At 73.6% G+C, this 22,200-nt stretch carries 21 protein-coding genes and 1 tRNA gene; 15 read left to right on the top strand and 7 right to left on the bottom strand.

Annotated elements, in window-relative coordinates; genetic code table 11:
• The first annotated feature begins 16 nt into the window (after positions 1-16).
• Genes CWOE_RS26240 through CWOE_RS26230 form a run of 3 tightly spaced genes read left to right on the top strand, consistent with a single transcriptional unit; the run spans position 17 to position 1,300 of the window.
• Positions 17-352: a hypothetical protein gene (locus tag CWOE_RS26240; protein WP_041731013.1), complete on the top strand. Its 336-nt coding sequence runs from the start codon at positions 17-19 to the stop codon at positions 350-352.
• A gap of 1 nt (position 353) precedes the next feature.
• Positions 354-1,028: a metal-dependent hydrolase gene (locus CWOE_RS26235; protein ID WP_012936684.1), complete on the top strand. Its 675-nt coding sequence runs from the start codon at positions 354-356 to the stop codon at positions 1,026-1,028.
• A complete protein-coding gene (locus CWOE_RS26230) occupies positions 1,025-1,300 on the top strand; it encodes an Lrp/AsnC family transcriptional regulator (protein WP_012936683.1) in 276 nt (91 codons plus the stop codon). Before CWOE_RS26235 ends, CWOE_RS26230 begins: the two co-directional genes overlap by 4 nt.
• Before the next feature lie 93 nt (positions 1,301-1,393).
• Here the strand turns inward: CWOE_RS26230 and CWOE_RS33695 are convergent, their stop codons facing one another.
• Positions 1,394-2,494, bottom strand: coding sequence for a glycosyltransferase family 4 protein (locus CWOE_RS33695; RefSeq protein WP_012936682.1), 1,101 nt, complete (start codon positions 2,492-2,494; stop codon positions 1,394-1,396).
• A gap of 30 nt (positions 2,495-2,524) precedes the next feature.
• On the opposite strand from CWOE_RS33695, the gene CWOE_RS33690 reads away from it, so the two are divergent.
• From CWOE_RS33690 to CWOE_RS26210, 3 genes are all read left to right on the top strand, one after another.
• The gene (locus tag CWOE_RS33690; protein WP_012936681.1) at positions 2,525-3,679 is read left to right on the top strand and encodes a glycosyltransferase family 4 protein; all 1,155 of its coding nucleotides are present in this window, start codon (positions 2,525-2,527) and stop codon (positions 3,677-3,679) included.
• Between the two features lie 61 nt (positions 3,680-3,740).
• A complete protein-coding gene (locus CWOE_RS26215; RefSeq protein ID WP_012936680.1) occupies positions 3,741-4,313 on the top strand; it encodes a hypothetical protein in 573 nt (190 codons plus the stop codon).
• A gap of 77 nt (positions 4,314-4,390) precedes the next feature.
• Positions 4,391-5,311, top strand: a complete 921-nt coding sequence (locus tag CWOE_RS26210; protein ID WP_012936679.1) for a ribonucleotide-diphosphate reductase subunit beta — start codon at positions 4,391-4,393, stop codon at positions 5,309-5,311.
• A gap of 4 nt (positions 5,312-5,315) precedes the next feature.
• On the opposite strand, the gene CWOE_RS26205 is transcribed toward CWOE_RS26210, so the two are convergent.
• Complete coding sequence (locus CWOE_RS26205) at positions 5,316-6,905, bottom strand: RNA polymerase sigma factor (RefSeq protein WP_012936678.1); 1,590 nt, start codon at positions 6,903-6,905, stop codon at positions 5,316-5,318.
• A 171-nt stretch (positions 6,906-7,076) separates the two neighbouring features.
• Between CWOE_RS26205 and CWOE_RS26200 the strand changes: the two genes are divergently transcribed.
• The 3 genes from CWOE_RS26200 to CWOE_RS26190 all read left to right on the top strand — a co-directional run bounded on the left by CWOE_RS26200 (position 7,077) and on the right by CWOE_RS26190 (position 10,926).
• Positions 7,077-9,959, top strand: coding sequence for an ATP-binding protein (locus tag CWOE_RS26200; RefSeq protein WP_012936677.1), 2,883 nt, complete (start codon positions 7,077-7,079; stop codon positions 9,957-9,959).
• Between the two features lie 72 nt (positions 9,960-10,031).
• Positions 10,032-10,238 carry a hypothetical protein gene (locus CWOE_RS26195; RefSeq protein ID WP_148261172.1) on the top strand — a complete coding sequence of 69 codons (207 nt, stop codon included), beginning with the start codon at positions 10,032-10,034 and terminating at the stop codon, positions 10,236-10,238.
• Positions 10,225-10,926, top strand: coding sequence for a hypothetical protein (locus CWOE_RS26190; protein ID WP_012936675.1), 702 nt, complete (start codon positions 10,225-10,227; stop codon positions 10,924-10,926). Before CWOE_RS26195 ends, CWOE_RS26190 begins: the two co-directional genes overlap by 14 nt.
• On the opposite strand, the gene CWOE_RS26185 is transcribed toward CWOE_RS26190, so the two are convergent.
• Entirely contained in the window at positions 10,919-11,725 is an 807-nt protein-coding gene (locus CWOE_RS26185) for a hypothetical protein (RefSeq protein ID WP_012936674.1), read from the bottom strand. The two genes, CWOE_RS26190 and CWOE_RS26185, sit on opposite strands and share 8 nt — an antisense overlap.
• A 240-nt stretch (positions 11,726-11,965) precedes the next feature.
• Between CWOE_RS26185 and CWOE_RS26180 the strand changes: the two genes are divergently transcribed.
• Entirely contained in the window at positions 11,966-12,973 is a 1,008-nt protein-coding gene (locus CWOE_RS26180; protein ID WP_160165566.1) for a thiamine pyrophosphate-dependent dehydrogenase E1 component subunit alpha, read from the top strand.
• Positions 12,970-14,001 carry an alpha-ketoacid dehydrogenase subunit beta gene (locus CWOE_RS26175; protein WP_012936672.1) on the top strand — a complete coding sequence of 344 codons (1,032 nt, stop codon included), beginning with the start codon at positions 12,970-12,972 and terminating at the stop codon, positions 13,999-14,001. Before CWOE_RS26180 ends, CWOE_RS26175 begins: the two co-directional genes overlap by 4 nt.
• Before the next feature lie 17 nt (positions 14,002-14,018).
• Here the strand turns inward: CWOE_RS26175 and CWOE_RS26170 are convergent.
• A tRNA-Leu gene (locus tag CWOE_RS26170) sits at positions 14,019-14,104 on the bottom strand.
• 42 nt (positions 14,105-14,146) lie between these two features.
• Between CWOE_RS26170 and CWOE_RS26165 the strand changes: the two genes are divergently transcribed.
• Positions 14,147-14,413: a DUF167 domain-containing protein gene (locus tag CWOE_RS26165; protein ID WP_012936671.1), complete on the top strand. Its 267-nt coding sequence runs from the start codon at positions 14,147-14,149 to the stop codon at positions 14,411-14,413.
• A gap of 210 nt (positions 14,414-14,623) precedes the next feature.
• Here CWOE_RS26165 and CWOE_RS32285 read toward each other — a convergent pair whose 3' ends face one another.
• Positions 14,624-15,244 carry a winged helix-turn-helix transcriptional regulator gene (locus CWOE_RS32285; RefSeq protein WP_201447320.1) on the bottom strand — a complete coding sequence of 207 codons (621 nt, stop codon included), beginning with the start codon at positions 15,242-15,244 and terminating at the stop codon, positions 14,624-14,626.
• Positions 15,245-15,536: 292 nt separating this feature from the next.
• Here CWOE_RS32285 and CWOE_RS26155 point away from each other — a divergent pair, with 292 nt between their 5' ends.
• The 3 genes from CWOE_RS26155 (at position 15,537) to CWOE_RS26145 (ending at position 19,852) form a co-directional block, all read left to right on the top strand.
• On the top strand, positions 15,537-16,172 hold the full coding sequence (locus CWOE_RS26155; protein WP_012936669.1) for a DsbA family protein: 636 nt from the start codon (positions 15,537-15,539) through the stop codon (positions 16,170-16,172).
• Positions 16,173-16,271: 99 nt separating this feature from the next.
• Positions 16,272-17,861, top strand: coding sequence for an adenylate/guanylate cyclase domain-containing protein (locus CWOE_RS26150; RefSeq protein WP_012936668.1), 1,590 nt, complete (start codon positions 16,272-16,274; stop codon positions 17,859-17,861).
• 341 nt (positions 17,862-18,202) lie between these two features.
• Positions 18,203-19,852, top strand: a complete 1,650-nt coding sequence (locus CWOE_RS26145) for an acetolactate synthase (protein WP_012936667.1) — start codon at positions 18,203-18,205, stop codon at positions 19,850-19,852.
• A gap of 422 nt (positions 19,853-20,274) precedes the next feature.
• Here the strand turns inward: CWOE_RS26145 and CWOE_RS26140 are convergent, their stop codons facing one another.
• Both CWOE_RS26140 and CWOE_RS26135 read right to left on the bottom strand, forming a co-directional pair.
• The gene (locus tag CWOE_RS26140; RefSeq protein WP_236262163.1) at positions 20,275-21,222 is read right to left on the bottom strand and encodes a Ppx/GppA phosphatase family protein; all 948 of its coding nucleotides are present in this window, start codon (positions 21,220-21,222) and stop codon (positions 20,275-20,277) included.
• Entirely contained in the window at positions 21,219-22,148 is a 930-nt protein-coding gene (locus CWOE_RS26135) for a 2-hydroxyacid dehydrogenase (RefSeq protein ID WP_012936665.1), read from the bottom strand. The genes CWOE_RS26140 and CWOE_RS26135 overlap by 4 nt, the downstream gene beginning before the upstream one ends.
• Between the last annotated feature and the right edge of the window lie 52 nt (positions 22,149-22,200).

The raw sequence follows: 22,200 nt of genomic DNA, 5'->3' as shown, positions 1-22,200 counted from the left end.
CGCTACGATGCTGGCAATGGCGAACCGCGCATACAGCGATGCCGAGATCGACGCGGCGGTCGCCTCCCTGGCCGACGCCGAGCGCCTGCGCGAGGCACAGGAGCTGGTCGCCCGCGCCGCGCCGTCGTTGCAGAGAGTGCTGAACACCGCGCTCTCGCAGGGCGGCTGGTTCGGCGACGTCCACGACCAGGCCGTCCACGCGGCGGCCGGCGAGGACGACCTGGCGCAGCGGAAGGTCGCGATCAGCACGCTCGTGGCGGAGGAGGCGCGGCTCGGCATGCTCGTCGGCGTCGCGGTCGGCTTCGAGCTGGCGCGGACACTCGAATCGGACGACACCTCGAAGGGGGAGTGAGATGGAGCTGCGATTCCTCGGGCAGTCGGCGTTCTCGCTGAGCGACGGCGGCACGACGGTCCTGACCGATCCGTTCCTCACCGGGAACCCGAGAGCTGCCGCGAGCGCCGACGAGCTCGACGCCGACGCGATCCTGCTGACGCACGGTCACGGCGACCATCTCGGCGACACGGTCGCGATCGCGCAGCGCACGCGCGCGACGGTCGTGGCGATCGTCGAGCTGGCGAACGAGATCGGCGGGCAGGGCGTCGACGTCGTCGACCCCAACCTCGGCGGCACCGTCAGCTTCGAGTGGGGATCGGTGAAGCTCGTCCCGGCGCTCCACACCGCCGTCTCGCCGAGCGGCACGGCGCACGTCGCCGCCGGCCTCGTGATCGACTTCAAGGGCACGACGATCTACCACCTCGGCGACACCTGCCTCTTCTCCGACCTGGCGCTCGCCGGCCGCGGGCGCACGCTCGACGTCGCGCTCGTGCCGATCGGCGGCCACTACACGATGGACCGCCACGACGCGGTCGAGGCGGTGAAGCTGATCGGCGCCAAGACGGTGATCCCGATCCACTACGACACTTTCCCGCCGATCGAGACCGACGCGCAGGCGTTCAAGGCCGACGTCGAGGCGCAGACGAGCAGCGCCTGCGTCGTGCTCGCGCCGGGCGAGACGTGGTCGCCATGACGCACGCGATCGTCCTGATACAGGCGGAGCGCAACGCGCTCGCCGACCTCGGCGGCCAGCTCGCCGAGATCTCCGGCGTCGCCGAGGCCTACTCGGTCACGGGCGAGTGGGACTTCGTCGCCGTCCTGCGGCTGCGCCAGCACGACGACCTCGCCCACGTGGTCACCGAGACGCTCTCGCGCCTCCCCGGCATCGTCAAGACGCAGACGATGGTCGCGTTCGAGGTCTACTCGAGACACGACCTCGACGCGCTCTTCTCGGTCGGGGAATAGGTGCTTCGCATTGGGAGTTCCACGGCGGCGGGCTGACACCGCGTCGCGCGTGCGGGAACTCCCGGTCGGCTGCTTCGAGCTGTCGGTCGTCGCCTAGAGCGCGCCGGCGCGGCTGAGCGCCGCGCCGAACGCGTCGGCCATCCGCTCATACGTGTGGCCGGCGAGCGCGGCGTGGCCGGCGTCGCCGATCCGCGCGCGCAGCGCGTCGTCGTCCAGCAGCCGCTCGATCGCGCGTGCGAGCGCGTCCGCGTCGCCGGCGCCGACGACGAGCCCCGTCTCGCCGTCGCGGACCAGTCCGCCGGCGACGGCGCCGACCGCGTCGGTCGCGACGACCGGTGTGCGCTGGTGCATCGCCTCGTTGCAGACGAGGCCCCACGGCTCGCGGAAGCGCGGCGTCGGGATCGACGGGACCGCGACGAGATCGGCGGCGGCGTAGGCGACCGGCAGCCGCTCGCGTGGGACGGCGCCGAGCAGCCGCACGCCGCTCGCCGCGGCCGCGGCTCTCAGCTCGCCGTCGCCGGCGACCACGAGCGTCGCCGCGGGCCGCTGCGCCCGCACTCGCCGCCACGCGGCCAGCAGCTCGCGGAGGCCCTTCTCCGCGACGAGCCGCCCGACGTACAGCACGAGCGGTCCGGTCGCGGGCAGCCCGGCCTCGGCGCGCCAGGCCGCGACCTCCTCCGCCGCGACCGTGCGGCCGAAGAGGTCCGCCTCGACCGACTGGGGCGCGACGAAGACGTCGTCGTCGCGCCCGCGGTAGCGCTCGACGTAGCGGCTGACGTGCGGACCGTACGTCACGACCGCGTCGGCGTGGCGGTAGACGTGGCGGACGAGCGGGAAGCCGATCGCCGCCTTCGCGCTGCCGCGCGGGTGCGCCCAGACCGATCCCCACAGCACGAACGGCCGCCGCCGCAGGCGCATCCCGGCGTACGTCGCCGGCAGCATCGCGCCGCCCGCGACGGGCGCGATCGCGGCGCGGTGACGGCGCCCGAGCGCGAGCGCGGCGCGCGGGCCGTCGAGCCGGCGGGCGGGGAACGGCGCGGCCGCGAGCTGGGCGTCGAGGTCGCCGAACCAGGAGGGGACGTAGCTCTGGCCGGCGCCGAAGCAGAGCACCTCGACGTCGTAGCGCTCGGCCAGCAGACGGTAGAGCGGGACGCGGTACGGCGTGATGACGTTGGTCACGAGCGCGATCGTCACGACGCCGCAGCCTGCCAGAATCGCACGCTCGTGGCCTCGACGGACCAACCCAGCACGCCGGCGCGCGTCCTGCTGCTGCACAACCGCTATCGCGCCGCGGGCGGCGAGGAGCGCGTCGTCGACCAGCAGGAGACGCTGCTGCGCGAGCACGGCCACGCCGTCGCGCGGCTGGAGCGCGACAGCTCCGAGACCGGCGCCGCACAGGCGGCGCGCGGGCTGCTGCGCGGCGGGCTCGACGAGCGCGCGGTGGCCGAGGCGGTCCGCGCTCACCGCGCCGACGTCGTCCACGCCCACAACGTCCACCCGCTGCTCGGCTGGCGCGCGCTGGCGGCGGCGCGCGAGGCGGGCGCGCGCGTGGTGCTCCACCTGCACAACTACCGCCTCGTCTGCGCGACCGCGATGGCCTACCGCGACGGCGCGCCGTGCACACGCTGCCATGGCCGCGACACGCGCCCCGGCGTGCGGCTGCGCTGCCGCGGCTCGCTGCCGGAGGCGGTCGTCTACGGCGCCGGGATCGCACGCCAGCAGCCGCGGCTGCTCGCGCACGCCGACGCGTGCGTCGTCGTCAGCCGGGCGCAGCTGGCGACGCTCGTGCAGCTGGGGGCGGCACCGCCGGGCGCGGTCGTGCTGCCGAACGCGGTCGAGCGGATCGCGGCCGACTCGGCGGCCGTCGACGGGACGTATGCGCTCGTCGCCGGCCGGCTCGTGGAGGAGAAGGGCTACGACGTCGCCGTGCGCGCGGCGCGCGCGGCGGGCGTGCCGCTGCGGATCGCCGGCGAAGGGCCGGCAGAGCCGGCGCTGCGGGCGCTGGCGGCGGGCGGTGACGTGCGCTTCCTCGGCCGGCTGCCCGGCCCGGAGCTGGCCGCGCAGCGGCGCGGGGCGGCGGTGATGCTCGCTCCGTCGCGCGCCCAGGATCCGTCCCCGATGAGCGTCGTCGAGGCGCTCGCCGACGGCGTCCCGGTACTCGCCAGCGATCGCGGCGGTCTGCCGGAGCTGGTCGGCTCCGCCGCAACCCTGCCGGTCGACGACGAGCCGGCGTGGACGGCCGCTCTCGCCGCGCTGTGGACCGACCCCCGCCTGCGCGCCGCACGCGCCGCCGACGGGCTCGCCCGCGCCCGCGCCGAGCATGCGCCGGAGGTCTACTACGAGCGCTTGACGGAGGTCTACGCGCGCGTGCTCGCGTGAGGGCCGGCGCACGGTGGGCGGGCGGGGCGTGGGGACGCGCGGCGCGGGTAGGGTGACGGCCATGTCCGCACGCCTCACTCGCGCCGTCCTCGCGGCCGCCGTCCTCGGAGCCGGCGTCCTCGCCGGCTGCGGTGGAGACGACGACGGCGCCACGAGCGCCGCGACCTCGACCTCCACTCCGCCGGCGGCTCAGACCGGTCCGGTCGCAAGCACGCCTGACGCGACGCAGCCGCCGCCGGCGGCGACCGAGCCGCTGCCGCCCGAGACGACGGCGACGCAGCCGCCCGCGACGAGCGGGCCGGACGGCGGGACGGGGACGGCCGAGAGTCCGCCGCCGGGGAGAGCCGAGGAGGAGCCGGTCCGTGTGCCGGCGACGTTCGTCGCCGGAGACGGCGGCCTGACGCCGCCGCGGATCACCGTGCCGCCGTTCCTCGCCGTCGAGGTGTCGGTCTCCTCCGGCGACGGAAAGCGCCACACGGTCGTCGTGGGAACGCCCAGAGCGCAGCGGTTCGAGGTCCCCGCTGGTGGGCGCGGGGCGGTCAGGCTGCCCGGCCTGAGAGCCGGCGAGTACGCGATCGAGCTGGACGGCCAGGAGGCCGGGACGCTCGTCGCCGGCGGCGAAGTCGGTCCGTAGGCGCACTTCAGGCTGGCCAGCCAGCCAGTCGCTCGGCTAGAGTCGGCGCAACCACCCGTGAGAGGGAGAGGTCCGCCGTGTCCGAAACAACCGGTCCGCGCACCGAGCGCGTCGACTTCCGTGCCACGAGCGACCCGGCGCTGCTCGACAGCGCCGACCGAGGCGAGGCGCACCTGCTCGGCTACGGCGAGCTGTACTCGCTGTGGGAACGCCAGCACTGGGCCGTCCAGGACCTCGACTTCACGCAGGACAAGCTCGACTGGCACGAGCGATTCGACGAGGAGGAGCGCTTCGCGCGGATGTACGGCCTGTCGGCCTTCTTCATCGGCGAGCAGCGCGTCGCGGCCGAGCTGGGGCCGCTGATGCGCGCCGCACCGCAGGAGGACATGCGGCTCTTTCTCTGCACGCAGATCGCCGACGAGGCCCGGCACGTCGCGTTCTTCGACCGCTTCTACAGCGAGGTCGACGTGCTCGGCGTCGAAGGGCTGGAGGAGAAGCTGGCGGCCACGAGCGAGCACCTGAACCCGGAGTTCGGCGTCCTCTTCGACGAGATGCTGAAGTCGCGCGTCGACCGGCTCGCGACCGAGCCCGAGGACCTCGAGACGCTCGTCGAGGCGATCACGATCTACCACATGGTGATCGAGGGGATGCTGGCGCTCACCGGCCAGCACTTCATCATCGACTACAACGAGCGCGAGGGAACGCTCCCCGGCTTCGTCGAGGGCTTCATCAACGTCGCGCGCGACGAGCACCGCCACGTCGCGTTCGGCGCGCGCTTCCTGCGCGACATGGCCCGCAGCGATCCCCGCCACGTCGCCGCGATCCAGCGCACGCTCGGCGAGATCGCGCCCGTCGCCGAGGGGGTGCTGAAACCGAAGTGGGCGCCCGATGACGACGACTTCGAGATCTTCGGGATCAGCGTCACCGAGACGCGCGCCTTCGCCTTCAGAGCGCTCGAGCGGCGGATGAAGGTGATCGGGCTGGTCGCGGCGGCCTGAGCCGCTACTGAGCGGGGACGACGGGGTCCGTCGGCGCCGGCTGGTCAGCCGGCGGCGGGGTCGCGACGGGCGGCTCGACCGGGACGGTCGGCGTCGGCTCGGCCGGCGTCACCGGGGCGGTCGGCTCGGCCGGCAGCTCGGTCACGGGCGGCGTCGGCTCGGTCGCCGGCGGGGGCGTCGTCGTGACCGGCGGCGGCGCGGTCGCGGCGGCGGGCGGCGCCGGCGCGGAGGCGAGCGTCTGCGGCGGCTGCTGCTCGGGCAGGTTCGACGGCAGCGCCGTCGTGCCGGACTCGACCTGCGTCTGGCCCGGCGGCGGCGGGGGCGGCGCATCCGGCGTCGTCGCGGCTGCGTCGGGCGGCGGTGTGGCGGCCGTCGTCGTCTCGGTCGGATCAGGCTTGGCGGTCGGCTCGGCGGCTCTCAGCGTGGCCGTCTGGGACGCGGCCAGCCTGCTGTCGGCGTGCGCGTTCGCGGCGGCCGTTCTGGCGGGGGCGTCGAGCGCGCGCTGCACGTGTCTGGGAGCGGCCTGGTAGGTCGGATGGGCGCGCACGTCGGCGGGCGCCTGCGCGACGGCCGGCGCGGGCGCCGCGTCGCGCGGGACGCGGTGCTCGATCTCGACGGCGCCGGCCGTCACCAGCGCGGCGGCGGCGAGGCCGGCGGCGGCCTTCGTCGCGACGGTCCCCATGCCGGCGGAGATCAGGCCGCCGGTGGCGGAGCCCGCGACGGCCGAGCCGGCGGCGGCGCCGGCGGCGCCCGTCGCGCTCGCGCCGCCGCCCGCGCCGGCCGAGAGGCCGAGGTGCGCGAGCACGAGCTTTCTGAACGCGAGCACGAAGCCGACCGGCATGACGGCGGCGAGCGCCTTGTTCGTCGAGCGCAGCTGCTGGCGGAAGCCGGTGCAGCCCGCGCACGTCCGCAGGTGGCGGCGGACCGGCGGGGTCGTGCGGCGCTTGAGGCCCTCGGCGATCTCGCCGAGCTCGAGCCGCACCTCGTCGCAGGACAGCTGGCGCGCCTCGGCGGCCTCGGCGAGCGAGACGCGGGCGCGCACGAGCAGCGACTTGACGCTCGGGATCGTCGTCTCCATCGCCTCGGCGATCTGCTCGTAGGAGAGCGCGTCGATCTCGCGCAGCAGGAGCGCGGTGCGCTGCGTCTCGGGCAGGTCCTGGACGTCGGCGATCAGCTCGCGGAACTCTTCGCGCTTGTGGACCTTGTCCGCTGTCGTCGCGCCGTGCTCGGCGAGGTGGACGTCCATCGAGTCGACGCCGATCGGCTGCGCGCGGCGCAGGTGGTTGAGGCTGCGGTTGCGAGCGATGCGGTAGAGCCAGGGGCGCGCGTTGATCGGCCGGTCGTCGGCGAGGATCGCGTTGAAGGCGGCGGCGAAGACCTCCTGCAGCACGTCCTCGGCGTCCTCGCGCGAGCCGAGCATGTGGCGGCAGAACGCGAGCAGGCGTGACTGGTAGCGACCGACGAGCACCTCGAAGGCGCCGTGGTTGCCACGACGAACGAGCGCGATCAAGCGCTCGTCGGATTGGAGACGCAACAGGGGCGAACGGCCGTGCAGGCCAGCGACCCCGGCGTGCTTGAGTGCAGAGACTTCCACGCGTGAACGGTCCTTGGCTGTTGGGACACGGTAGCAGCGTCCGAGTTGCGCAAAAGGGCGGGAAAAGCGCCGTTCTGCGCGGGTTGCTGGCGCATCTGCGCGCGTCGGCACGGGCGGCGGCGGCGAGCGCGCTCGCGACATGGTCCGGCGGCGCGCGTACGATGCCGCGTCATGGTCGCGCACGGAGGCGTGCTGCTGGAGCGCCAGGACGAGCTGCGCGCGATCGAGCGGCAGCTCGCGCAGGCCCGCGCCGGCGAGGGGTCGGCGCTGATCGTCGAGGGGCAGGCTGGGATCGGCAAGACGACCCTCTTGCGTGCCGCGATCGAGCGCGCGCAGACGGCCGGCACGAGCGTGCTGCGAGCGCGCGGCGGCGTGCTCGAACGCCACCTCGAGTACGGCGTCGTGCGGCAGCTGCTCGAACGCCCGCTCGTGAAGGCCGGCGCCGCGCGCCGGGCCGAGCTGTTCGCCGGTCCGGCGGCACCGGCGGCGGCCGTCCTCGGGCTCGGCGAGCTGCCCGTCGACGCGGGGCCGGGTCACGACCCGTCTGCCGGCATCCTCCACGGGCTGCACTGGCTGATCGCCAACCTCGCCGACGCGGGCTCGCTGCTGATCGTGATCGACGACGCGCACTGGGCCGACGCGGCGTCGCTGCGCACCGCCGGCTACCTCGCCCGCCGGCTCGACGGCCTGCCGGTGGCGCTGCTGCTCGGCACGCGCGACGACGAGCCGGGCTCGCAGGCAGCTCTGCTGACCGAGCTGCTGCACGCCTCCGAGCCGGCGTACCTGCGGCCCGCGCCGCTCGCGGAGGCGGCGGTCGCGCAGGTCCTGCGCGACGCGTTCGCGGGGCAGCAGCCGTCCGCGCCCCTGGTCGCGGCGTGCACGCACGCGAGCGGCGGCAACCCCTTCTTCCTGACCGAGCTGGCGACGGAGCTGGCGGCCGCGCATGCGACGCCCGACCAGCTCGCGCCCGACCTCGTCGAGCGGATCGGACCGCTCGCCGTGCAGCGCTCGCTGCTGCTGCGGCTCGGCCGCCTCGGCGACGACGCACGCCGGCTCGCGCGGGCGGTCGCGACGCTCGGCGGCGAGGGCGAGCTGCGCCACGCGGCCGCGGTCGCAGGGCTCTCGCCGGAGACGGCCTCGGCGGCCGCCGACACGCTCGTCGCCGCCGGGATCCTGGAGGACGGCCGTCCGCTGCGGATGGTCCATCCGCTCGTCCGGGCCGTCGTCGCGGAGGACGCGACGCCGTCGGACCGCGCGACCGCGCACCGGCGCGCGTTCGAGCTGCTGCGCGCCGACGGCGCCACCGACGAGGTCGTCGTCCCGCACGCGCTCGCGGCGGCCGCGACCGGCGACGCGGAGCTGGTCGCGCTGCTGCGGCGCGTCGGTGAGCGCGCGTTCCGCACCGGCACGCCGGACACCGCGGCCGTCCACCTGCGGCGGGCGCTGGAGGAGCCGCCCGGCGCGCGCGAGCGGGGCGACGTGCTGGCCGCGCTCGGCGTCGCGGAGGTGCGGCAGGGGGCGTTCGCCGACGGTCTCGGCCATCTCGACCAGGCGCTGGCGCTGCTCGACGACGCGCCGGCGCGGATCGCCGTCCACCGCGACCGCGCGTTCGCCGCGTTCGCGTCGGCCGGCATGGCGGACGCTCGCCGCGTCGTCGGCGACGCGCTGGCGGAGCCGGGCGTCGCCGCCGACGAAGACGCCGCGCTGCAGCTGGAGGCGGACCTCGCGCTGCTGGCGTGGCTGTCGGGCGGCGACCACCAGCTGGAGCTGCGGCGACACCTCGGCGTCGCCGGCGAGACGCGCGCGCAGCGGACGATGCTCGCGCTGCTGGCGCAGGCCGAGCATGCGGCGGGGGCTGCGCCGTCGGTCGTGGTCGAGCTGGCGGGGCGTGCGCTCGGCGGCGGGCGCCTGATCGCGCACGACACCTCGGAGGCGCTCTCCTGGTACATGGCGACGTACGCGCTGCTGACGTGCGAGGCGCACCAGGAGGCACGCGCGACGATAGCCGACGCGCTCGCCGACGGGCAGCGGCGCGGCTCCGCGTTCGCACGCGCCGGCGCGCTCGGCACGCGCGCGGTGCTCGCGCTCAACGAGGGCCGCCCGCGCGACGCCGAGGCCGACGCGCGCACGGCCGCGCTCGGCGCGATCCCGCCGATCATGGTCCCGGTCAACGCGAGCTACGTCGTGCTGGCGCTGGTCGACCAGGGAGAGCTGGACGCGGCCGAGGCGGAGCTGCGGGCGGCAGGGCTGGAGCACGGGCCGGGCGGGCCGACGGTGCTGCGCTGGATCCCGTGGGCGCGGGCGCGGCTGCACGAGGCGCAGGGCCGCGCCGACGCGGTCCGCGCGGACGTCGTGTCGCTGGAGGAGGACGAGCGCGCCGGCCGCCCGATGCGCGCGCTCGCCTGGCGCGCGCTGCTCGCCCGTGCGCTGGCGCGCGGCGCGGCGGCCGGCGGCGCGCCGGCGAGTGGCGGCGCGGCGGCGGGCGGCGCGCCGGCGAGTGATGACGCGACGGCGGGCGGCGACGCCGACGCGCTCGCGCAGGAGCACCTCGCGTGGGCGCGCGTGTGGGGCCGCCCGGCGGCGCTCGGCGTTGCCCAGCGGGCCGCGGCGCTCGCCGCGCCGGCCGTCGAGCGGACGCAGCGGGCCGAGCGCCTGGAGGAGGCCGTCGCGACGCTCGCCGGCTCCTCGCTGCGGACCGAGGAGGCACGCGCGCGGCTCGACCTCGGCGTCGCGCTGCTGCGCGGCGGACGCCGCCGCGACGGGCGCGACGCGCTGGAGCAGGCGCTGGAGGTCGCGCTCGCGTGCGGTGCGCGCGGCACCGCTCGCTCCGCGAGCGCGGAGCTGCAGGTGGCGGGAGCGCCGCCGCGGCGGCTCGCGTTCGACGAGCTGACCGCCTCCGAGCGGCGGGTCGCCGAGCACGCCGCGGCCGGCCGCACGAACCGCGAGATCGCCGAAGAGCTGTTCGTGACGCCCAAGACGGTCGAGAACCACCTCACGCGGGTCTACGCGAAGCTCGGCGTCGGCTCGCGCCGCGAGCTGGCCGGCGCGCTCTGACACCCCCAAGGGCCACGAAAGGGGGGTGGACCCCTCATGCGGCTGCGACCGAGCGCCGGGAGCCTGCGGGGCGTGTCCTGTCCGCGCCCGATCGACCTCCGCTGCGAGATCGACTCCCTCGATGAGCCGATCCGCGGCCGGATCGGCGACCGGCGGGGGCGGTCGGTCGAGTTCCGCGGCTGGATCGAGCTGGCCGCGGCGCTGACCGACCTGGCGCAGGACGCAAGCAGCAGCTCGTCCACCTCTCCATCGGAGGAGATCTCCCATGAACGCTCCTGAACACCCCCGTCGCCGTTGGCCGAAGCCGTCCACGCTGCTCGCCGGCACCGCGCTGTTCGTCGCGCTCGGCGGCACCGCGACCGCTGCGAGCAACCTGATCGACGGCAACAAGATCAGACCCGGCACGATCACCGGCAAGCAGGTCAAGAACGGCTCGCTCTCGACCGCCGAGCTGAGCAGAAGAGCGATCGCGTCACTGAGAGGCGCGAGAGGCGCAGCGGGGGCCAGAGGTGCGGCGGGCGCCGCCGGCGCCGCCGGCCCAGCCGGTCCCAAGGGCGACGCCGGACCTGCTGGCGCCGCCGGAGCGACGGGCCTGACCGGCCCGGCCGGACCGCAGGGGCCCAACGGCGTGATCGCGCCGCAGAGCGCGACGCTCGGGCAGATCAACCTGCCGCTGAACGACACGATAAACGTGCTGACGAAGGCCGTTCCGTCGGGTCGTTACATCGTGTTCGTGAAGCTGAACCTGTTCTCGCTCGGCACCGAGCTGTTCGGCTGCACGCTGGAGTCGGGCGCGACGGAGCTCGACGAGCTGCGCTGGAGACCGGCCGCGATCAACCTCACGACGCCCGTGTCGATGCAGGCCGTGACGCCGGCGCCGACGACGTCGCTGAGAGTCGTCTGCACGACCGCGGGCGCCACCGGCTCCGCCACCGACGTCAGCCTGATCGCGATCCCGGTCAGCTGAGCTGAGGCTGGCGCAGCGGTGGCCGGCGCCGCCGTTGCGCCAGCTCGGTGACGATCAACGCGAGCGCGACGGGGACCGTCGCGGGGAGCGTGTCGAGCACGAGGAACAGCAGGTCGAACAGCAGCGAGAAGCCGAGCACGAGCAGCGCGGCGCGCGCCTGCCGGCCGCCCTCGGCGGCGACGAGCGCGCCGAACACGCCGGCGATGAAGTAGTCGCCGTAGCCGATCACCGCGTGTCCGAAGTGCGCGCGCTGGAGTTGTGGCAGCTCGGCCGGCGGCGCCGCGGCGTTGAGCACGGTCGCGGCCGGCTGCAGCGTCTCGGCGCCGATCAGGATCGCATCGGCGACCGCCATCAGCACGATCCCGACCTTCAGCCAGCTGTGCGGCGCGACCGAGACCAGCAGCACGCCGAGCGTGACGCAGCTGAGGCCGGTGAGGATCGTCGCGGCCGCCTCGCCTGGCAGTTGCTCGCCGTCGACCCACGCGAGCGCGAACAGCGGGATCGCGAGCAGCGCCAGCCACGGCCGCGCGCCGTGCATCGTCGCGCCGAGCGCCGCCGCCGCCAGCGGCGGGATCGCGATCAGGGCGAGCCAGGTGAGCGCGTCGGCGGTGTCGCCGTTCGCGTTCACCGCCCACACGACGAGCGCGATCGAGGCGAGCGGGACGAGCGCCCACCAGGGGCTCCGGAGCCGCGCGGCGAGCCGTTCCAACAGCGGGATCGAGCGTCCGCGAGGGAGCGCGACGATCGCTGCCTGGACCCCGATCAGGCAGACGTTGGAGGCGAGAAACTCACGCGTCACGTTCCGAATGATGGAGGACGGATTCCACTGGTACCCGCTCGCCCGCAATGGACCCCCCCGAACGGCGGGTCCGGCCTCGATCCGGCTTGGCAAAGCCAGATCGCTAGGCTCATGGTGAGCTTCATGCCCTCCTCCGTATCCAGCTCAGTAGCCAAGCCCCGTTCAACCAATCGTCGCGAACGGCGACGAGGCGGCGACGGGGCACCTGGTTCAGGACACGGACTCGACCTCTACGAGCAGATGGTGCTCATCCGGGTCTTCGAGGAAGAGGTCGAGCGGCAGTACAAGCGAGCGAGAATCGGCGGCTACTGTCACCTCGCCTCCGGGCAGGAGGGCGCCACGGTCGGCGCCGTGCACCCGATGACGGACGACGACGTCCTCTTCTCCTCCTACCGCACGCACGGCCTCGCGCTCGCGAAGGGCGTCGACCCCGACGCGGTGATGGGCGAGCTGTTCGGCCGCGAGGGCGGCTCCGCGCACGGGCGCGGCGGCTCGATGCACCTGCTCGACTACTCCAAGCGCTTCCTCGGCGGCTGGGGCATCGTCGCGGGCCAGCTGCCGCTCGCCGTCGGCGCGGCGCTCGAGATCTCCTACAAGGACAGAAGAGCCGCCGTGATGTGCGAGCTCGGCGACGCGGCGACCAACATGGGCGCCTGGCACGAGTCGCTGAACCTCGCCGCGATCTGGGACCTGCCGGCGGTCTTTCTCGTCTTCAACAACAGATACGGCATGGGCACGACGGTCGAGAAGGCGTCGGGCGAGCCGGACCTGTACAAGCGCGCCTCCGCCTTCCGCATGCACGGCGAGCGCGTCGACGGCCAGGACGTCGAGGCTGTTCTGTCCGCGTCGGACCGGCTGCTCACGCGCGCTCGTGAGGAGCGCAAGCCGGCCGTGCTGGAGGTCGTCACCTACCGCTACCGCGGCCACTCCGTCGCCGACGCCGGCACTGCGTACCGCACGCAGGAGGAGATGGACGAGTGGAAGAAGCGCGACCCGATCCAGATCTACCGCCAGCGGCTGCTCGACGAGCGCCGCGTCGGCGAGGCCCAGCTGGAGGCGATCGAGGCGCGCGTCGACAAGCGCGTCGAGCAGGCGGTCGAGGCCGCCGAGGCGAGCCCCGAGCCGCCCGTCGACTCCCTTGCACAGCACCTCTACGGCGACCCCGCCAGCGCTGAGCAGTTCTCGCGCATGGGTCCCGGCAGCCCGTTCGGCGAGCGCGAGCTCGTCCTGGAAGGACTTGGCAGATGAGCACCACCGCACCCGCTCCGTCCACGACGACGATGACCTACCGCGAGGCGGTCCGCCTGGCGCTGCGCGAGGAGCTGCTGCGCGACGAGGACGTCTTCCTGATGGGCGAGGAGATCGGTGTCTTCGAGGGCTCCTACAAGGTCACGGCCGGCCTCTTCAGAGAGTTCGGGCCGGTCCGCGTGCGCGAGACGCCGATCTCGGAGGAGGGCTTCGTCGGCGCCGGCATCGGCGCGGCGATGATGGGCCTGCGCCCGGTCGTCGAGATCATGACGCTGAACTTCATCCTCGTCGCGATGGACCAGGTCGTGAACCATGCAGCGAAGATCCGCTACATGTTCGGCGGCGAGGTCGGCTGTCCGCTCGTGATACGCACGCCCAACGGCGGCGGCAGCCAGCTGACGGCGCAGCACTCGCAGAGCTTCGAGGTCTTCTTCGCCCACACGCCGGGCATGAAGGTCGTCGCGCCCAGCTCGCCGGCTGACGCGCACGGCCTGCTGAAGGCGGCGATCCGCGACGACGACCCCGTCCTCGTCGTCGAGAACCTCCAGTCCTACAAGGTCAGAGGCGAGGTCCCCAACGACCCCGGGCACGTCGTCGAGATCGGCAAGGCCGCGATCACGCGTGAAGGATCCGACATCACGCTCGTAGCGCACTCGTTCGCCGCCACGCGCGCGCTGAGAGTCGCCGAGAAGCTCAAGCGCGACCACGGCGTCAACGCCGAGGTCGTCGACCTGCGCTCGCTGCGTCCGCTCGACGTCGAGACGGTCTCGAAGTCGATCCAGAAGACGAACCGCGCGCTGTGCGTCGACGAGGGCTGGGCGACGTACGGCGTCAGCGCCGAGATCGCCTCGCGCATCCAGCGCGCCTGCTTCGACGACCTCGACGCGCCGGTCGAGCGCGTCGGCCTCGCCGAGGTGCCGATGCCGTACGCCAAGCAGCTGGAGAGAGCCGCGATCGTCAACGACGGCAAGATCGAGGCAGCGGCGCTCAGCGTCCTCGGCCTCGGCCCGGACGTCTTCTCCACCTGAGCGAGCGCGCACCGCAGTGCCCGGGGCGGGGATCGAACCCGCACGTCCGTCGGGGGACAGCCGATTTTAAGTCGGCGGCGTCTGCCAGTTCCGCCACCCGGGCAGGCGGTCATCATCCTACGACGAACCGGTTACGGTCACGTGTGTGGGCGACCTGCGAGTACGGCTGCAGCCGCGTGCCAAGCGCAACGAGATCGTCGGCGAGCGTGACGGCGCGCTCGTCGTGCGGGTGACGGCGCCGCCGGTCGACGGGAAGGCCAACGCCGCGCTCTGCAGGCTGCTAGCGAAGGCGCTCGGCGTCGCGCCGAGCACGGTCACCGTCGTGCGTGGTCAATCGGCGCGCGACAAGGTCGTCCATGTGGACGCCGTCGAGACCGGCGTGGCACTGCACCGTCTTGTTGACGGTACGTGAACGTCCGAGTTCGGACGTCGCTTGACGAGGGGGCGTAGCGTAGGACGGGTGAGGTGCAGCGACGGGTCCAGTTCCTGCGGGGGAACGGCGGTTCCCCGACGCGATCCCGGCAGCTCGACCGGGACGTCCTCGCGCGCGCCGACGGTGCCGGAAGGCGGCCGCGCAGCCGTGCTCAGACGGCTGCGCGGGCAGCTTCCGGCGGGACTGCGTTCAGGCCACCGCCGCGGCGCGGGTGACGACGGGCGTCAGCCCGTCGAGGACGGCGTCGGTCAGACGCGCGTCGCCGCTGATCTCGAGACCGTTGCGCGTGCCCTCGGGGGCCAGCGCATCGACCCAGGCGCGCTCGCTGCCACTGATGCGAGCGGTCGCCTCGGGCTCGGCGCGCTCTTCGAGCGTGACCGCGCCTCTCTTGACCGTGACGAGGTAGTGGCGGTCCTCGCCGTCCTTGGAGCGCTGCAGGACCGTCAGCTCGAGCGTGCCCTTGAGCGACTTGGGCGGGGACAGGAGACCCGGCGCGATACGAAAGACCGCACCGATGTCGATCGCCTCGCCGCGGCGCGGCTCGGTCCACGACCACTCGTAGCCCCAGCGCGCGAGCGCGGCGAGGACGGGTATCAGGTCGCGGGCACGTTCGGTCAGCTCGTAGTCGACCCGCGGCGGGACCTCACGGTACCGCTGGCGGGTGAGCAGGCCGTCCGCCACCATGCGGTTCAGGCGGGAGCGCAGCTGCTCCGTCGAGATGCCGGGCAGCGTACGCTGCAGCTCGACGAAACGACGGGGGCCGCTGACGAGGTCGCGAACGATCAGCAGCGTCCATTTGTCGCCGACCAGGTCGAGCGCACGGGCGTCAGGCGACCACTGATCGTAGGGATGGCGTTTGGGCGGGGGAGCGGGTGAAATGGGGAACCTCCGGTGGGACGAGAGCGGGGCGACCTACCTACCGTGATGCAGATTAACCGACTGACGGGTAGCCGCGTGGTCGTGGTAGCCGAACTGCGCCAGAAATGCGCCAACTTGCGCCTTCCTGTCGCATACACCGGGGAAGAGAGCGACGATGCGGACATCGCCTCCGCGCCCCTCCGGGGTCGGTGGACGGAAAACTGGGAGCAGGAGGGCAGGTTCGATGGGTGAGGTGATCCAGTTCGTACGGCGGCGACCTGCGCCGCGACGGTCGTTGACAGGGGTGACGTTCTTCTTCGACCTTGCATGCCCCTATACCTATCTCGCCGCCGAGCGGCTCGATCGGCGCTTCTGCGGCGCGGAGTGGCGGCCGGCGATCGGCCGGCATCTCGCGTCGAGCCCGTTCGCCCCCGGCTCGCACGTCCACGAGGGCGCGATGCGCTCCGTCGAGCGTCGCGCGCTGCAGCTGCACATGCCGCTCGTGTGGCCCGAGCGCTTTCCGGCCGCGGTGCCGTCCGCGATGCGCGCCGCGACGCACGCGGCGACCGAGGGCCGCGGGCAGGCGTTCGCGATCGCCGTCGGGCGGCTCGCGTTCTGCGGCGGCTTCGACGTCGAGGACCCGCGCATGCTCGCCGAGGCGGCCGCGGCGGCTGGGCTCGACGTCGACGAGACGCTCGAGGCCGCGGGCGACACGCGACGCGATCGAGCGGTCGAGGCGGCCGGTCGCGCGCTCTGGGTCGAGGGCGGCACGTCGCTCCCGGCGGTCTGCCACGAGGGCGGGCTGTTCTGCGGCGAAGACGGCGTCACAGCAGCAATGTTCGCGCTGCCGGCGGTCGTATCCGCGCATCCTGGCAGCTGAGCCCAGCCCGGCTCAGCTGGCGCGTGCGCGCTGTGTGAGTGCTTCCTCATCCGCGCGAGGGGCGGATCCGCGCGCCGCGCTGTCACAATCTCCTGTGGGATGGACCGGGTACTGCGATATGCGTATCGCCGGCTCGGCCGGCGCTACCCGCTGACTGTCGTCGTCCTCCAGTTCCAGATCGCGCACCTTCTGGCGCTCGGCGGAATCGTCCTGCTCAGGCTCTACCAGCCGATGAGCAACCAGACCTTCGTCCTGCTGCTGGTGGTAGCCGAGCTGCTGGTGGCCCTCGACAACGTGAGCTCCACGGTGCTCGCGCGGCGGCTCCTGCGCCCGGTCAGAGCCTGGCTCGACGGTGCGCGCGACCGCGCGGCGACCGCCGCTGCCTGGCGCGCGCTCGCGAGCATGCCGTCCGACTACACGCGCCGCGTGCCGACGGTGCCGATCGCGCTCGTGATCGTGCCGTTCGCGGCGTTCGCGACGCTGGAGCTGCACCTGCGGCCGTACTCGGCGCTGGCGATCCTCGTCGGCATGCTGCTGACGCTGCTGTACGGCGCGGTCCTGCGCTTCTTCTTCATGGAGTCGCTGCTGCGGCCCGTGCTGGAGGACGTCGCGCTGCACATGCCCGACGACTTCGACCCCGGCCGCGCCGGCCTCTCGCTGCGGCGGCGGCTGCTGATCGGCCTGCCGGCGATCAACATCCTCACGGGCGTGATCGTCGCGGGCATCGAGATGAACCGTCACGACGCGCGGCTCGACGACCTCGGTCCCGCCGTCGTCGTCGCGGTCGCGGTCGCGTTCATCATCTCGATGGAGCTGACGGTGCTGCTGTCGCGCTCGATCTTCGACCCGATCGACCAGCTGCGCGCGGCGACCGAGCGCGTCCGCCGAGGCGATCTCAGCACGCGCGTCCCCGTCGTCTCGACCGACGAGACGGGGCGGTTGGCGCGCTCGTTCAACGACATGGTCGCCGGCCTCTACGAGCGCGAGCGGCTGAGCGAGGCGTTCGACGCCTACGTCGGGCCCGACATCGCCGAGATGGTGCTGCGCGACGGCACCCACCTCGACGGCGAGGAGCACGAGGTGTCGGTGCTCGTGCTCGACATCAGAGACTTCACGCGCAAGGCCGAGCAGGCGACCGCGCGCAGGGTCGTCGACTTCCTCAACGAGTTCTACGGCCTCGTCGTGCCGATCATCGAGCGCCGCGGCGGGCGTGCCGACAAGTACGTCGGCGACGGGCTGCTGGCGATCTTCGGCGCGCCGGAGCCGCTGGAGGACCACGCCGACCGTGCCGTCGCGGCCGCGCTCGAGGTCGCCGCCGCGGTCCGCGACCGCTACGACGACGACGTGCAGGTCGGGATCGGCGTCAACTCCGGCTCGGTCATCGCGGGCACGATCGGCGGTGGCGGGCACGTCGAGTTCACCGTCATCGGCGACCCGGTCAACACGGCCGACCGCGTCGAGCAGGTGACCCGGCAGACGGGCGACACCGTCCTCGTCACGGAGGCGACGCGCCGGTTGCTCAGAGAGGACCACGGCCGCTTCGAGAACCGGCCGGCGGTGCCGTTGAAGGGCAAGGCCGAGCGCGTGCAGCTGTGGGCGCCCAAGGCGTTCGGCGCGACGGCGGCGGGTTCGCCGGACGGCACCGAGCCGCGGACCGATCCGCGCGGCGAGGTCGTTCCCTCGCCCTGAGCCCCGTCACGCAGAAGAGGCCCGGAATCCTTCCGGACCTCTCCTGTTGTCGACGGCTCCGAAGGGGCGGGCGAGGTCGGGGGTCCATACCCGCCCGGAGCAGTGCGTCGCGGACCGGGCGTTGGGAGGCGCCGAGGTCGGTCGGCTCACCCGGTCATATGTCGGGATCGAAGAGGTCGTGCCATCTCCTCGCCCAATGCGCATCATGCGCGCTTGCACAGGACCGTGCAACCCCTGTGTCCGCCGTCATACGAAGCTCATACAGCCTCTTCAACTTGTACGAAACGGCGCGCATGGACGTACCAGCTCATCGACCCTGGCCGCCTGGCTAGAGTCGGCGCATGTCAACCGACACGCAGCAGGAGACGCGGCTGCACGGCGGGCGCCTGATCGCGCGCCGCCTCAAGGCCCACGGCGTCACGAAGCTCTTCACGCTCTCAGGCGGTCACATCTTCCCGATCTACGACGGCTGCCGCGCAGAGGGCATCGACATCGTCGACGTCCGCCACGAGCAGGCCGCGGCGTTCGCCGCCGAGGGCTGGGCGAAGGTCACGCGCACGCCGGGGGTTGCGGCAGTGACCGCCGGCCCGGGCGTGACCAACGCGATGAGCGCGATCGCCTCGGCGCAGTCGAACAACTCGCCCGTGCTCGTGCTCGGCGGCCGCGCGCCGGCGCTGCGCTGGGGGCGTGGCTCGCTGCAGGAGATCGACCACGTCCCGTTCGTGCGCCCGCTGACGAAGCTCGCGGCGACGCCGGACGGCACCGCCGAGATCCCGGGGCTCGTCGACGACGCGCTGCGCGTCGCGATGACGCCGCATTCCGGGCCGGCGTTCCTCGACTTCGCGATGGACCACGTCTTCAGCGAGGCGCAGGAGCCGGCGAGCGACGCGGCGCTGCTGGCGCCGCACCTCGGCCCCGGCGCCGACGGCAACGCGATCGAGCGGGCCGGCGCGCTGCTCGCGCAGGCCGAGCGCCCGGTGATCATGGCGGGGACGAACCTCTACTGGGGCCATGGCGAGGCAGCGCTGCGGGCGCTCGCCGAGCAGCTCGGCGTCCCGGTCTTCCTCAACGGGCTCGCGCGCGGCTGCGTGCCGGCCGACCACGAGCTGTTCTTCTCGCGCGCTCGTGGCGCCGCGCTGAAGGGCGCCGACGTCGCGCTCGTGATCGGCGTGCCGATGGACTTCCGGCTCGGCTTCGGCGAGTCGTTCGGCGCCGAGACGGAGCTGATCTCGATCGACGTCGCAGAGCCGGTGCGCGACCACCCGCGCACGGTCGCGGCGGAGCTGTACGGCGCGCTGCCGGCGACGCTGGACGCGCTGCGCGAGGCGGCGGCCGGCGGTCCCGACCGCACGCGCTGGCACGAGCAGCTGCGCGCGGTCGAGGAGGAGAAGCACGCGGCGGAGGCGCTGGAGCTCAACGACGAGCGCGCGCCGTTGCACCCGATGCGGGTCTACAAGGGCCTCGCCGAGGTGATCGACCGCAATGCGATCGTCGTCTGCGACGGCGGCGACTTCGTCTCCTACGCCGGCCGCGTGGTCGACTCCTACGAGCCCGGCTGCTGGTTGGACCCGGGCCCGTTCGGCTGCCTCGGCACGGGGCCTGGGTACGCGCTGGCGGCGAAGATCGCGAGACCGGAGCGGCAGGTCGTGCTGCTGCTCGGCGACGGCGCGTTCGGCTTCTCGGGACTGGAGTTCGACACGCTCGCGCGCCACGGCGTCAACGTCGTCGGCGTGATGGGCAACAACGGCATCTGGGCGCTGGAGAAGCACCCGATGGAGTTCCTCTACGGCTACTCGGTCGCGGCCGAGCTGCGGCCTGGGACGCGCTACGACGAGGTCGTCGGCGCGCTCGGCGGCCACGGCGAGCTGGTCGAACGGCCGGAGCAGTTGCGCGGCGCGCTCGACCGCGCGTTCTCGGCCGGGGTGCCGGCGCTTGTCAACGTTCTGACAGACCCGACGGTCGTCTACCCGCGCAAGTCGAACCTGGCGTAGGCGCTGGGGCTGCCGGGGGCGGCGCGTCAGCGGTCGGGCTGGGCGCGTTGCCGCTCTGGATTGCCGGCGCGCGCCCGCGCACCGTGGTCGATTGTGGTCGCGCCACCGGCTGTTCGAGTACGCGTCCGTACCCAAAAAGAGGAAACCGCCCGCGTCATGCGGACGGTTTCCTCAAAGCGACCCAATCAGGACGGGCAGGGGTACGTGCCTTGAAAGGGCCTTTTCAGTGGCCCAGACGGCGGGAGGCGCCGTTGTTATGCGGCTTCGCCTGGACCTATGGGTCGGGCGATCGACTCGCTTGCACGAACCCGATGCCCGACAGGCCGATATTGCCCGAGTGGTTCGTACTCAAACAATCGAACATACGTCCAGCATTGTTTGGCGCGTGTGCCGTTTCGGGTAATGGCAGCAGTTCGTGTCCGCTACCTGGCACCTGCGCGTTCGAGCGCGACGCCGTGGAGCAGATCGTGTTCGGAGACCTCGACACGCCGGAATCCGAACGCTCGAAGCACCTCGATGAGGATCACCATACCGGCAACGATGGTCGGCGCGCGATCAGGGTGCAGGCCGGGGACCTCGCGGCGCTGGGCGAGCGGCAGCTGCGCGAGGCGCGCGAGCGCCAGCTCGGCGTCGCCCAGCTCGGCGACATGCCCGTGCACGCGGGCGGGGTCGTACGGCTCCAGCTCGAGGTCGATCGCGGCGAGCGAGGTGGCCGTGCCGGCGACGCCGATCGCCGCCTGCGCGCGTGAGCGGACGTCGGCCGGGACCTGCTCGGCGAGGATCTCCCGCAGCTCGTCGGCGAGCGCCTGCAGCTCGCGCGGCTGCGGTGGATCGTGGTGGACGTGGCGTTCGGTCTGGCGCACGACGCCCGCCTGCGTCGAGACGTGGAAGTCGACGTGGCCGGCGTGGCCGACGACCAGCTCGGTCGAGCCGCCGCCGATGTCGAACACGAGCAGCGGCGTCGTGTCGCCGGGCGGGCGCCCGTGAGTCGCGCCGAGGAACGTGAGCCGCGCCTCCTCCTCGCCCGCGATCGTGCGAGCGTCGAGCCCGTAGCGATCGCGCACCGCGGCGGTGAAGACGGCGCCGTTGGCGGCGTCACGGACCGCGCTCGTGAGGACGGCGAGGCGCGCGTCGGGCGCGACGCCGGCGCCGTCGAGCGCCGTGCGGTAGGCGCCGAGCGTCGCGAAGACGCGTTCCATCGCGGCGTCGGAGAGGCGGCCGCTCGTGTCGACGCCGTCGCCGAGGCGGGTGACCTGCGAACGGCGGTCCAGCTCTGCGATGCGCCCGTCGGGCGCGACGTCGGCGATCAGCAGCCGGGTCGAGTTCGAGCCGATGTCGACGACGCCGACGCGCATGGCCGTGCCGCTCACGCCGAGACCGGGTGGGGGAGCGGCTCGCCGGCGAGCCCGGCGAGCACGTTGTCGACGGCGAGGTCGGCCATGCGGGCGCGCGTCCGTGGCGTCGCGGAGCCGATGTGCGGCACGACGAGCACGTTGGGCGCGGCGAGCAGCGGATGGCTCGGCGGCAGCGGCTCGGGGTCGGTGACGTCGAGCGCCGCGCCGGCGATCGTGCCGTCGTGCAGGGCGCGCGTGAGCGCGTCGGTGTCGACGATCGGACCGCGGGCGGTGTTGACGAGGATCGCCGTTCTCTTCATCCGCCGGAGCGCGGCGGCGTCGATCAGGTGGCGCGTGGCGGGCGTGAGCGGCAGGTGCAGCGAGACGAAGTCGGAGCGCTCCAACAGCTCCGGCAGCGGTGTGCCCGCGCGGCTCGTGGCGGTCAGCACCGTCATGTCGAAGCCGCGTGCGCGGCGCGCGACCGCCTCGCCGATCCGGCCGGCGCCGACGATCCCGAGCGTCGTGCCGGTGACGTCATGGCCGAGGAAGCCGTCGGGTTCCCACGTGCCCCAGCGGCCGCTGCGTACGTCTTCGGCGGTCTGCGGCAGCCGTCGTGCGGCGGCGAGCAGCAGCGCGAAGGCGAGGTCGGCGCTCGCGTCGGTGAGCACGTCGGGCGTGTTGCCGACCGGCACGCCCCGCTCCGCGGCGGCGGCGAGGTCGATGTTGTCGACGCCGACGCCGTAGTTCGCCACGACCCGCAGCCGCGGGCAGGCGTCGAGCAGCGGCCCGTCGATCGGGTCGGTCAGCATGCAGAGCAGCGCGTCCGTCTCACGGGCGCGCGCGACCAGCTGCTCCCGCGGCGGCGGCTCCCGTCGTTCCCACACGTCCGTCTCGTGCCCGCTCGCCGCGAGGCGGCCGAGCGCATCGCCCGGCAGGCGGCGGGTGACGAAGACGCGGGCCACGCGCGAATCCTAGGCGGCACCGCTCCCGCCCGTCGCCGCCCCAGGCGGACTT

Source organism: Conexibacter woesei DSM 14684, assembly GCF_000025265.1.
Lineage (GTDB): Bacteria > Actinomycetota > Thermoleophilia > Solirubrobacterales > Solirubrobacteraceae > Conexibacter > Conexibacter woesei.
The sequence above is the reverse complement of the archived record's forward strand: the minus strand, read 5'-3'. Positions and strand labels throughout refer to the sequence as shown.